Origin of the sequence: Duncaniella dubosii, from assembly GCF_004803915.1 — a bacterium.
In the GTDB taxonomy this organism is placed as follows: domain Bacteria; phylum Bacteroidota; class Bacteroidia; order Bacteroidales; family Muribaculaceae; genus Duncaniella; species Duncaniella dubosii.
This window is the reverse complement of sequence record NZ_CP039396.1, coordinates 3057480-3070227: the sequence shown is the minus strand read 5'-3', so window position 1 is coordinate 3070227 and position 12748 is coordinate 3057480. Positions and strand designations below refer to the sequence as shown.

The following is a 12748-nucleotide window of genomic DNA, read 5'->3' as shown; positions in this document are numbered from 1 at the left end:
TGAATTGTAAATGTAAAGTGTGAATTTGAAATATCAAACGAGATGTGGATTCAGTTTAAGACAATATATATATAAATTATATTTACAATCACATAATCTGGCAATTATCTGACTGATGTTCATAGTTATAACAATATTGTAGCAATAAATTTCTATTGGTTAATAAAAATTCACTTTAAATATTTGGTTTTTAAATTTTGTTTTACTTATAAATGGCCGGTTAACTGAATATTAACTTAAAAATATTCTATAAAATATGAGGCCACGGCAAAATATGCTTTATTGCCGTGGCCTTGTTATTATTTTTTTGCTGCCCTATTCAAATCTATTTAAGATGTAATATCTCCATAAAGCGTCTGACTACATCCGGATTCCCGGAATATTTACCTTTATCCTCGCTTAATTTACATGTGTCATTGAAAAAAGTCCATGCCTCGGTTATTTTCACAGCTATGAGTTTGATGACAATATTCCGAGGCTCTATTCCGTCAAAATCGTTTGTGAAATGCGTACCTATTCCAAACGACGGTTGGCAGACTTCAGAGGCGCATTCCTGAATTTTAATTGCCTTGTCGACATTCAGAGCGTTGCTGAATACTACCTGTTTGCTCTTGGAGTCAATACCGAGTGAGCGGTACTTATCGACAATTCGCTGTAATTCCTCAAGGTTGTCACCGCTATCCACGCGCAATCCTTTGAACATATTTGCAAAGTCCTCCGAGAAGTTGAGGCTGAAAATGTCCCATCCGTAAGTGTCATAAAGAAATGTGCCGAGAGCACCTCTATAAGTCTCGGACCATGCTTTCATGGCCAGGTGGTTTGCCATCTGTGGTCCATACATCCCGGCAATGGCACATATCAGTTCGTGGGCCATTGTCCCTACTGGAACGAGGTCGTATTTCATTGCGAAATAAACATTGCTTGTGCCCGTGAAGCCACCTGAGCCTGAGTATTGGGACGCACAATCCGACATGGCCTTTACAACTGTGTCCTGCGTGTCGAATGAAGCCCTGCGACGGGTGCCGAAATCGCTGAACCTGCAGCCTGCTTCAAGCAGCCGGGAGGCTTTGTCAAATGATAGATGATAATATTTCTCGAGGTCAAATTTCTTCGCTTCACCTGTCATTTCGTAGTAAAGTTCCGAAACGATTGCAAGGATTTTTACTTCAAACAATATCGTGTCGCTCCAGCATCCTTCAATCTCTACTGATAGGTGTCCGTCGCAATCCTGATTCACTGTGACTCTTTCCGGGTTATAGCGATATCCTTTAAGGAAGGTGTAAAACCAGAACGGTATGTACGGGCAACGGAGCTTCATATAAGCGATTTCCTCTTCGCTTATTTTTAGATTGTCAAGAGCGGAAATCTGTTCACGGAGTTCTTTGGCAAATCCAGTCGGATAGATTGTGGAATCCCTGTCAATGAATTTATATTTGACTTGCGCGCGCGGATAATTGTCGATGACAGCACAACACATCGTGAACTTATATAAATCATCGTCTGTAAAGTGGGTTATAATCTGTCGCATATCGTATATTTTGTTATAAACATTGGAGGGTGGTTATATTAATTAAAAACTTTCAGTGAGTTGAAAGAGTTTATCCCTGCGATCGAGATTTGATAAAATACAGGTCTGGTGCATGTGTTAGAGATGAGAATATTAAAGCAATTAATATGAGGAATATGCTTATTCCGAGCAGATTGAGGTAATTTCTCGTAGATTCTGGACAACCTGCGAAAGTTTTCGAGCCAAGTGAAGATTCTTTTTACAACCTCTCGTTCTTTAATAGCACAAATTTTTACATGAAAATGAGAGTTGACCTTCACAGTGTGCAGTAACCCTTTTGTATTCTTATAAGACTTCTTTAACTTATTAGTGCCGAAATAACCCTTCCTTGACTGTTATCTCGCTAAAGATAGGTTGATATTGAATCCGAATGAGCTGTTTGTTGTTGGATATGAAGTCGACGATACGATAGGCGTGTTTACCTGATGGTCGAAGAATGCTCCAAGTGTAAGGCGTCGCGACATGATGTAAGATGCTGTGAAATTCAGCGTCAGGGTTCGTGTGCCGGAGGTTGCCTGCGTATACGCAGTCTCGATTCTTCGTATGAGTGCTTGTGTCTCTGAGAAATTGAAGTCGGCGTTAAGTGTGAGGTCATTCGATATGCCTCTTCCTGAACCCTTCATTTTCAAAACTGTGTTGAATCCTATGATTTTATATCCGAGGCCGAATGTCATGCCTCGCTGATTTGCCTCGACAATTTGTCCTGCCGAGGTGTTAAGCGTAAGAGTGCGAGCATCGCGGTATTCGGCCGAAAGTGTGAGGTCGTTTTTGAGCGTTACTGCAGCTCCGATGAGCGGTGCGAATTTTTCGGTAATGGCGACGGATGATATGTTGTAGGGCGATGTCGGGATTGGATTGCCGGTTAGTTCGTCAATCGTGAATCCGAGATTACTGTCGGCAACACCGGCACTCATCCAGTTGAGGTATGATGAATAAGAGCCTACTGAATATGTACACTGATATGCGTGGCTTAATGTAAAAGCCTTGAAGATGTTGCGGAGATTGCCGATGTAAAGCAGCCCGTCGTAGGTCACTCTCCAGTTGGGAAGCGCATTTGCAAATGATGGGAATGGCGTGAGGTATTGTTTGGCAGGATTCGTCCCGGTATACGCTGCAAGAAATGCCGGAATAAGAACGTCTGAACTTGTCTGGCTTATGTCGCCGACTTCCGGGTTAAACGGATTACCGGCATTGACATTTCCTGCCATCGCCCCGCCCATAGGGTATAGAAGTCCTTCATACTCGTTTCTGACGCGCGAGGCTATTACTGGAATATTCGCAAGGAATTGGTTGAATGCTTCAGACTCATAGCCATTGTCGGCTTTGAAATGTTTCAATGCCGTTTTCATTGCGACATGTGTTTTGGTATACGAACCTGCAAGTGAAGTCGGCATGTTGTCATACATGAACTGAGTTGACTTCGTTCGGTTGTCGGTACGATTGGTCGTCAGAAGTATTTTGAGCCCGCGAATCGGTTCGAGTGTCAGCTCAACGTTCAATTCGTTTGTACGGGAGAAGATCGCAGGAGAAGTCTGGCCGTCGTCTGTTATAAGCCAGCCCCGGCGCAGAGCTTTGTCTATATAGTTCTCTCCGGCAAAACCGAATGCGAAATCAAGTCCGGGAGACATCGGCCCGTAGTGGCGTGACTGTCCGAATATGTTGCCGATTTCCGGACGGAAAAGCGGTAATGAGAGGGACTGGGTGGAGCGGAACCGTACAGCTCCTGACCTTGGCGACATCAGCAGTCTCGCGCCATATTCGCCGATTTCTGTCCAGATGGATTTTTCTTCTTTAAGAATTTCTTCAATAGTGAATTTAAGATTCTGATCGCCGCGAGTGAGTATTGTTACATTATTTGCATCAATGACTTTATGTGTCACGCGAAACGGTTTCCCGTCAACTGTGGTTGCAGTTACTTTTACTTTTGCGTTGCGCAGATTGTGGCGGATATTGAGGGTTGTATCCGGCAGGAGTGCATATGTACGTTCAAAACGCTTTGCTTTCTTTGGTTTGGCCTGTGAACGTCGTGCTTGGAAACGCTGGTTCACTTTTTTTGCATAGTTCCATTTGTTGTAAAGCGTTTCGAGATTTACACGTCCGTCGATGTTCCATGCCGCCTGATTGGCTATGGAATTACCCATCGCGACACCGTCGATCTCAGCTCCTCGGTCCCAGCGGTAAGTTGCGTTGTATGATGCGTTGCCTGTGAGCCAGTCGAGGACCGGTATGCGGTTGAATGGTGCGCGGTAGTTGACCACGAAGCTTTGGTTATAGCTCCACGGTGTGCCAAGATGGAGAAGACTTTGAATTACGGTGTCTTTCCACTCCTTGTATTTATCGGGGAACAGCTTTCGGTTCACAGCTCCCATGGTCTCTTCTATGCGGGCAGAAGTGTTGCTGTTGAAATTGACCGAAAGTGATTTGGTGAGATTCCATGTAAGGGCAAGCTGACGGTCCCATATGAAATTTTTGCTGACGGAGACTGGCAACTGAAAGTCAACGTCGCTTTCCGAGCGTGTCTGCAGCTCATAATAGTAACGTGACATGGTGGTGAGGAATGAAATGTTAGTGGGAACATAGTTCAGTTCCCATTCCTTGAAAAATTTCAGATGTTTTGATTTACTCTTTATAAAGTTGAAAGGTCGGAGCCCTTTGACATATGGCGTGTAGCTATACTGGAACGAGCCGCGATAATCGTTGGTGTTCTCGTATTCGGTTGTAGGATCGGTTTTAGACTGTTTGTTAAATGAGAAATTGAACGTAAAATTGGCAGGATCCCAAGGCATGGGATTCTTGGATTTCACATCGAATTTAAGCCCGGAGATTGAGAAACTTTTTACTGTGTTGTTCTCGATTGCGAAAGCCCTGATTGAGTCTTTTTGAGCCTCGGTAGTGCATGCGTCAAGAGCGTCTTTTAACCTTACGTCCTGATCAAGCGGATTATATTTCGGCGTGATTTTTTCTTTTGAAACTGAGTAATATACAGGCGCACGTAGTTTGACTTTTTCTGGCAGAAAGCGTCCAGCGTCAACCTGCATCGCAAAGTTGTATTGCGAATAGTCGTCTATGCGGCGGGCATTAAGCGACTGGTCGACCGAACCAAATCCGGCCGTTTCCATGTGAGCGCCAAGATTGAGTGTGGCTATGTCCGAGACTCCAAGATTAACATTACCTTTGGCCGCCCATCCTCCGGAATTCTCGAAATCAGTCACTTTTAGTTCGTTGAGCCATACGATTGCATCTTTTGTCGATGAGGCATTGTTGCGTACGCCGACCATCATCACGCGGATGTCACTGAGTGACGGATTTCCCATCACAGCCATGCGGTTACGTTCATTGGATGGGTCTCGTCCTGTAAAAAGCGTTCCGAAACCAACTCCGGGCTGCTGCTCGTTTTTAGCGCGGTTACGAGCCTTTTTCAAGTCGACGAGACTCTGTAGCTCGAAATCCATGTAGTTGCTCCGTGGCCAGACGATATAGCGGTCAGCTCCGTCTTGAGCATATTTGCCGAACGGAGTAAGTTCAAGAGGAACTTCATACTCATAGAAATTGTTCTTGACATCAGAGCCGAGACGCACAAATACTGAAATCTCTCCCGAACGGAGATTCGTATGGTCATCAAGCAGTTTTTCAGCATGAATCCACATTTGCATGTGCTTGTAGTTGCGCAGGTCATGCTGAGTGTTACGGTATACGCCGCGTGCATCACCGGGCTGGAGACCGATGACTTTCAGAGACATTGATTGTTCGTTGAGCTGCACTATCTGCTGCTGGCCCGGATCGGAAATTCGAGTCACACCCGGAGGAAGAACATAGTTCACAGGCTCGCGCTGCATGTTTTCCTCAATGTTCACCACTGAGACATCAAGCTCTCCTTCGGCCGGAGCGTCACCGCGTGTGTTGAGGTTGAACAGATACGGACGCCATTCGCCACGGACAAGTTCAAGCGTGGCAAATCGAAGATGGGTGACGGCCTTGAAGCCTGTCATGAACATTCGTGCAAAACGGATGGTTGAAAAATCCGAAATATTGCCGACCACTTTCTGATAATCGCTCAAGGGCACTTTAAACTGATACCATACCATTTCCTGTGTTGTGCCGTCGGTGTTTGTAACTATCGCGGTACGTTTGTCAGTGATATAGTTCTTGCCTACGACCAGATCTTCCGGGCGGATAGAGATTTTATATTGGAAATAGCGTTCATATTCATTGAGTGTATTGTCCTGATTGATGTCTTCGACATCGGGAAGCGCACGCGATGACTGATAGAGAGGATCAGGCGCATCCTGTGGAGAGAGAGAGTTGCCTTCTACTCCGTTGTAGCGTTTATAGCGTTCAAGCACTCCGAGACGCTGTTCGTCATAGTCAAATCCGCGGAAGAAGTGATAGTTGTCACCGGCCGGATCATTGAATGGCGAAGATGCGTCGGCCTGCATGCGTTCGATAGTCGATGCGGGAAGCTTCGTGCGTAGCTGGTCGAGATAATTTGAATATGATGAAAATCCGAATTCATCATCGTTGATGAGACCGTCAAGACCGACATCCTGAGGAAGTCGCGAATTGGTGTTGTTGTCAAACGCGTATGTCAGGGAATTCTGTGATGATACGCGTCCCCACGCTGTTGTTTGCAGGAACTGGTCGTTGCCATCGACAGGAATTCCGTTTTCGTAACTTTTTAGTCCGTCTTTGAGTATGTCTTCTGAAATTTCACCAAAATTCAGATATAAATCACCGCCTGACAGGTTGTCGTTGTCAGGATCAAGAAATGGCGAGAGCATCCAGAACTGGACATATTCGATGTTTGACGATTCGAAGTTGGTATTGTCCATTTTGCGCATGATACCGCCCCACCTGCGTTCAGGGAACAGAAGGTTGCCTTCATCGTCGATGTCAGTCGCGTCCAGATTGTAAGGGCCTCGTTCTGACGGATAGAATGAAAGGTTGAGCGTCTGGATGGTATTTGCTTCTCCATACGTCTGTTCGCGACCCGGAAAAACTTCAGTTACTTTTATTTCACGGACGTATGGATTGTTGAGCTGCTTCGTATCGCTCTTTATATAACCCGGACATAATGAGGAGTTTCGTGCGGTAAACATCCGGTCGATGAAATACCAGTTGATCAAAGCGCGGTTTTTGCCGTAAGTTACGTCGTTTGAAAGCGCGGCTTCCGGGAATAAAGCATCTCCTGAGGGGTCATAGGGAGTTGATGCAAGGAACCATGAATAGGGCGAGCGCAGGTCTATGCCATATTGGGCGGATTCAAAATCGTCAATGTATGACGAACCCTTATTGCTGCCGCTTTTCTGTTTATGTGGGATAAGGTTGGCGAATTCTGCCTGAACACTCAAAGTCGAAGGCTGCACGGCGTTTACAGTCGGAATTTTGTTAAGCAGATTTGTCAGCCACATGAAACGGGTGTTGTATTGCATGTTAAGCCCCCATATGGTGTTGTTGACAATTTCATCGCCTATGTTTACCTTCTCGGTCAGAGCCTTCTCAGAAAAGTGCATGAGCGTTGCGCCTACATTGAAGTCCTTGTTGAACTGATAGTTGAGGTCAAGACCGAGGAGCGTTTTGCGCTGCATTGAGAATTGAGACTGGTCTTCGAGCGATACGCTGATATTCTGGCCGGAATCGATTATGCTCTGATTGGTAATAGTCACGACACCCATTGCATAATCGACCGTATAATCGCTGTTTTCAATAAGCACGACGCCACCGGCAGTCACGACCACAGATCCTCGGGGAACATTGAATGCGTTAAGACGGATCTGAGAACCTCCCCCCGATGACTGGTAGCGACCTGAAATGATGAATTTATTTCTGTCCGCAAACTGTCGGGCCACTACTTGAGTCGAATCATAGAGTTGCTGATAGAGATATGGTTCGGCGAGTGCAGGATTCCCGATTTTCTTTTCAAGGTTAGTACCGAACGGCTCAACAACCGGGAATATGATTTTTCCTTGATTGGAGAGAACGGTATAACCTTCAATGTAGTCGAAGAAACCGTCGGGGTTCGAGGCCTCGTTGGAGTCTATACGGTCAAGATTCATGACCTGAAGCAGCGGAACGTTTGAAATCGACGGTACAGGCAGATAGTTTATCTCTGTCCCTGTCGTGTCGCTCAGATACTTTATATTGAGCCTGAAGTTCTGCTTCTGGACCATCGTAGTGCCAAGCGAATAGACATTTTTCATCATGAGGTCCCACATCGGCAGTTTGGGCGCGACGGTTGTCGACTTGAGCATTTTCAGATAGAGCGACTGGTCGGTCGATGTTATGTCGGCCGAGAATTCGCCGACTTGGTACACTTTGCCGTTATAGGTATATTCGTATGCGACTCCAAGCACCTCATCGGCTGCAAGGGCACTCTTTAGCGAAATGTAGCCGAGGGTTGAATTTAGCGTGTACTCCGAAGATGACAGCAGACGAGCGGATTCGACTTTTTCATAATCTATACCACCGCTTATGCCATAGGCGTTAAGCGGAGAGAGAGCCTGCGTGACCGTATTGATGTTGCGTGCACCGGGATAATCCTGTTTAATTACTGAAAGAAGATTGTTGGAGAGGTTCGATGGTTGCAGATATGCCTGATTGCCCTGCCAGTAGTCGCTCGCAAGATGATCGCTTTCTCCAAGGTCCATGAAGGCGACAAAATTTCGGCTCTGGTCAAAACGGCCATTGCGGTTTGTGATCCAGACCTCGATACGTGTGATCTGAATTCCGGATGAGACAAAAGGCAGACGGGAGGCAAAATTATCGTAGTTGTCACGAAAATAATGTCCCAGAAAAAAGTGCCTGTTGGCATCATAATTATCGGCCTTGATTGAAAAATCGGTGGTCTGTGATCCGCCTTTCGAACTTACGGACGTCGACTGCGAATTCTGTTGAGAAACAAGAGCGGTGGCCGTGAGCTTGCCGAATTGAAGTTTGGTTTTTATGCCGAACAGCGCTGTGCTTCCTCGTATCAGCGAGGAGCCCGTTGTCATTGATACATTGCCGGCTTCAATTGATTTGACAATATCATCCTCTTTGCCTTCATAGGCAAGTTTGAGGTTTTTTGAGTCGAAATCAAAAGTCGCATCGGTATTATAGGTCATGTTGAACTTCATGCGGTCACCTACTGTGGCCGCTACCGTCGCCTGTATTTTCTGATCGAAATCGAAATAAGTCTTTCTTCTTGCGTCGAGCGATAAAGCCGGGTTGTCAGTCTTGTTGGTTTTGACACCCATTGCTATGTTGACAGATCCTTGGGTCTTGAGCTGCACGCCCCCCGGTCCGAAGATCTTTTCAAGTGGACCGAGAGAGAAATTCATATCAAGAATGTTGAAAGGCTCTTTGTCTGGCTTTGTCAGAGCTTCGGAATTGCGCAGATTGAAATATTGTTGCATCTGTCTGCGCGTCTGCCAGTTATTGTATTGCTCTGGTGTCAGGTAAAACGGCGTTGTAATGTCGTATTCACCAAGTCGTGTGCGTATGACATAGCAGCCAAGCTGCGGGTCATATTCGGCTACCGTCGAGATATTTGACGGGGTTGAAAGATCTGCTGCAAGTTCCTGCTTCATCAGATCTTCGTAGCTTTGAGGTATGGGCTGGCTTACAGGAAACGGAATCTGGATGGAGTCAGTTTGTGAGTCAGGTGCTTTGGCCGGAATGACAGGTGCGGGAGGATTGAACACAGGCGTTATTACTTGCGGAAAGGCAATAAAAGTTCCTGTCACCGTCAATGTGGCAATGCCGGTGAAAAATGATGAAATGATGAATATGTAGCGCCGTCTTTTCAGGACTTTTAGAAGCTGGTTAAAGATTTATTTTCAAAAACATGCCTGAAAATAAATGCCAACCACACATTTATTCCCAAACGATGTCGTTAATCTGCTGTCCTCGGCATTTTTTCAGTTCCGTATAGGTCGTGAAGCCTACATCATGCTCAGGGCCTTCTTTATGGCTGTCTCAACTTTTATAGCAGGATCGGCATCGAAAATCCGTTTAAGGACCTTCTGTGATTGCTGTCGGACAAATCCAAGAGCTGTGAGCGCTGCAAGCGCTTCGTCGTAGACATCGCTATAGGAATTGAATGCGTCGGACTGTAATGATAACGTACCATCTGTGGGTTTTATTTTATCCTTCAGGTCAACTATTATTCTCTGGGCTGTTTTGACTCCTATCCCTTTTACGTTTTTCAGCATTGAATGATCGCCTGATGAGATGACTGTCTGAAGGTCTCTGACGGGTATGGAGGACAATATGAGAATCGCGGTGCCCGGTCCGACACCTGAAACCCCGATGAGCAGTCGGAACATATCTCGTTCCTCGGTAGTTACAAAGCCATATAAGACGTGTGCATCCTCGCGGATGACTTCATGGACAAGCATTTTCAACTCTCCGCTTGTCCGTTGGATTTCTTCGAATGTCGGCAGAGATATATTCATCAGATAACCAATCTGTCCGGCTTCGATTACTGCATAAGTCGGCGTGAGCTCAGTAGCCACACCTTTTATATATTCAATCATGATGGATTCTTTTATTTTTGTGAGGTTTCACGGCTTTCGGTCTACAAAATTACTCTTTTATTTCCATTTTAGACCAAAATCGGCTAACTTTGCGATGCAATCGGACACTAATATAAATCATGGAAGTAATCTACGAGGATAACCACCTTATTATAATAAATAAATCTCCGGGAGAGATTGTCCAAGGCGACAAAACTGGTGACGAACCGTTGGTCGAGACTCTCAAACATTGGTTTAAAGAGAAATACGGGAAACCCGGCAACGTTTTTTGTGGCGTTGTTCATCGCCTTGACCGCCCGGTCGGAGGATTGGTTGTCTTTGCAAAGACATCGAAAGCACTGACTCGTCTTAACGATATGTTTCGTAACGGTGAGGTTGAAAAGACCTACTGGGCTTTGAGCCGCAACAAACCAGAACCGGCTGAGGGACGTCTCGTTCATTTTATCACCACCACAGAACGCAATAATAAAAGCTATGCTTCGCTCACCGAGCGGTCCGGCTCAAAGCGGGCGGTTCTGACTTATCGGTTGCTGGGATGCTCTGACCGTTACAACCTGATAGAAGTGAAGCTTGAAACCGGACGCAAGCATCAGATCAGGGTACAGCTTTCGTCTATAGGTTGTCCGATAAAAGGAGATTTGAAATATGGCGATAAACGCAGTAATCCTGACGGGTCAATCTCACTCATGGCACGTCGGATTCGCTTTACGCATCCGGTTTCAGGAAAAGAAATAGATGTGACCGCTCCTCTTCCTTCCGATCCGCTTTGGCAGGCATTTGATAAAATTGAATTCGAGGATGAGAAATGATAAAGCGCCGATGAGGATTGATGTTGACGAAGTGTTGCGTCTGCGTATGCCCGGTTACTATAAATTTATCCCGGGATTCGCGATAAAGATGCTTGAGCGTGCCATTTGTCAGGACGGTCTTAACAGGCTTCTTTTACATAATGCTGATAAATCGGGCGTCGATTTCTGTCGTGGCGTGATTGATGATCTCGGTGTCTCATACAGGGTCAACGGTTCGTTGCCTGAAAATGATTCACGGGTTATAATCGTATCTAACCATCCTCTTGGTGGTCTTGACGGGATGATATTGGCCGCGATGGTTTCGGAACAGTATGGTGGCCGGAAAGATGTGAAATTTGTCGTAAACGATTTGCTGACATTTGTTGAACCTTTGCGTCCGATATTTCTTGGTGTCAATAAGCATGGGAAGCAATCGCGTGAGGCGGCAATTTCGCTTGAAGAGGCTTTTGAGAGTGATGTCCCCATGCTAATGTTTCCTGCCGGACTTGTATCGAGACAGAGTGGCGAGGGGGTGATTGCCGACCTGAAATGGAACAAGATGGTTGTCAACAAGGCCATATCATCGCACCGCGATATAATTCCTTTGCACTTTGGAGGTGAGAATTCCCGTTTTTTTTATAAATTTGCACGTCTAAGGACTCTGCTTGGCCTCAAATTTAACATCGAGATGGTACGCCTTCCGGCTGAAGTGTTCAAAAGTGCCGGTAAAACATTTGATATCAATATCGGCGATCCTATTCGATGGGAAACACTTAGAGGTGGAAAATATGCACAATCCGAGGCTGATTGTCTACGGGAAGCTGTCTATAGCCTTGCACCGCGTTAATCACGCCATTCCAATGCAGGCTTTGGCTGTTTTTATACACGAAAAACGGAATCAAGATTCATGACCGAAAAAATAATAGATCCAATTGACAGTGCTCTGATTGAAGCAGAGCTGACACGTGACAGATTTCTGCGTCCCACTAACAAGGGACACAATGAAATATACATAGTTGACGGACATGAGTGTGAAGCGACAATGAACGAAATCGGACGTCTCCGGGAACTCGCGTTCCGTGCCGCAGGTGGTGGCACAGGAAAGAGTTGCGACATTGACGAATTCGATCTTATGGATCCGCCGTGCCGTCAGCTGATTGTATGGGATCCAGAATCGAAACTCATTCTTGGTGGCTATCGTTTTATCATAGGAGAGGATATACGTTTTGACGAAAATGGAGCGCCTCGTATCGCCACCAGTCACATGTTCCAATTTTCCGACAGGTTCATCAACGAGTATCTTCCGAGCACCATCGAGCTTGGGCGTTCGTTTGTGAGACTTGAATACCAGTCTTCACGTGCCGGTGCGAAAGCAATTTTTGCGCTTGATAATCTTTGGGATGGCCTTGGCGCTCTGACTGTGGTCTATCCTGAGATAAAATATCTTTTCGGAAAGATGACTATGTATCCCAACTATGATCGTGAGTGTCGTGATATGATCCTTTACTTCCTGCATAAGCACTTCCCTGATACTGAGAATCTGGTCAGGCCGATAAGCCCGTGTACAATCACGATTGACCGCAAATCGATGGAACGCCTTTTCGTCGGATCTTGCTTCAAGGAAGATTATAAGATTCTCAATCATGCTATCCGTGAGTTCGGATTCAACATTCCTCCGTTGGTCAACTCCTACATGAGTCTGTCGCCGACAATGAAAATGTTTGGGACAGCCATCAATGATGAGTTTGGCGATGTTGAGGAAAGCGGTATATTTTTCGCCATATCCGACATCTTCGAGGAAAAGAAACAGCGTCATATCGGATCGTATCATCCTTCATCCGAAGGTATCCAGACTGAACAGTTTTAAACTAACATCTTTA

Annotated in this window: 6 protein-coding genes; 3 read left to right on the top strand and 3 right to left on the bottom strand. The window is 45.8% G+C overall.

Annotated elements, in window-relative coordinates:
* Nucleotides 1-325 precede the first annotated feature (325 nt).
* From pncB to ruvA, 3 genes are all read right to left on the bottom strand, one after another.
* Nucleotides 326-1528, bottom strand: coding sequence for a nicotinate phosphoribosyltransferase (gene pncB, locus E7747_RS13675; protein ID WP_136416564.1), 1203 nt, complete (start codon nucleotides 1526-1528; stop codon nucleotides 326-328).
* A 374-nt stretch (nucleotides 1529-1902) separates the two neighbouring features.
* Nucleotides 1903-9288, bottom strand: a complete 7386-nt coding sequence (gene sov / locus E7747_RS13670) for a T9SS outer membrane translocon Sov/SprA (protein ID WP_228449175.1) — start codon at nucleotides 9286-9288, stop codon at nucleotides 1903-1905.
* A 198-nt stretch (nucleotides 9289-9486) separates the two neighbouring features.
* Entirely contained in the window at nucleotides 9487-10080 is a 594-nt protein-coding gene (gene ruvA / locus E7747_RS13665) for a Holliday junction branch migration protein RuvA (protein ID WP_123614425.1), read from the bottom strand.
* Between the two features lie 119 nt (nucleotides 10081-10199).
* Between ruvA and E7747_RS13660 the strand changes: the two genes are divergently transcribed.
* Genes E7747_RS13660 through E7747_RS13650 form a run of 3 tightly spaced genes read left to right on the top strand, consistent with a single transcriptional unit; the run spans nucleotide 10200 to nucleotide 12735 of the window.
* Nucleotides 10200-10889, top strand: a complete 690-nt coding sequence (locus E7747_RS13660; protein ID WP_136416563.1) for an RluA family pseudouridine synthase — start codon at nucleotides 10200-10202, stop codon at nucleotides 10887-10889.
* Nucleotides 10879-11715 carry a 1-acyl-sn-glycerol-3-phosphate acyltransferase gene (locus E7747_RS13655; RefSeq protein WP_136416561.1) on the top strand — a complete coding sequence of 279 codons (837 nt, stop codon included), beginning with the start codon at nucleotides 10879-10881 and terminating at the stop codon, nucleotides 11713-11715. Before E7747_RS13660 ends, E7747_RS13655 begins: the two co-directional genes overlap by 11 nt.
* A gap of 60 nt (nucleotides 11716-11775) precedes the next feature.
* Nucleotides 11776-12735, top strand: a complete 960-nt coding sequence (locus E7747_RS13650; RefSeq protein WP_136416559.1) for a GNAT family N-acetyltransferase — start codon at nucleotides 11776-11778, stop codon at nucleotides 12733-12735.
* The last annotated feature ends 13 nt before the right edge of the window (nucleotides 12736-12748 follow it).

Bases quoted from the DNA above. Each gene is read 5' to 3' on its own strand.
- pncB (WP_136416564.1), bottom strand. From the start codon at position 1,528: ATGCGACAGATTATAACCCACTTTACAGACGATGATTTATATAAGTTC.
- E7747_RS13650 (WP_136416559.1), top strand. From the start codon at position 11,776: ATGACCGAAAAAATAATAGATCCAATTGACAGTGCTCTGATTGAAGCA.
- E7747_RS13660 (WP_136416563.1), top strand. From the start codon at position 10,200: ATGGAAGTAATCTACGAGGATAACCACCTTATTATAATAAATAAATCT.
- E7747_RS13655 (WP_136416561.1), top strand. From the start codon at position 10,879: ATGAGAAATGATAAAGCGCCGATGAGGATTGATGTTGACGAAGTGTTG.
- ruvA (WP_123614425.1), bottom strand. From the start codon at position 10,080: ATGATTGAATATATAAAAGGTGTGGCTACTGAGCTCACGCCGACTTAT.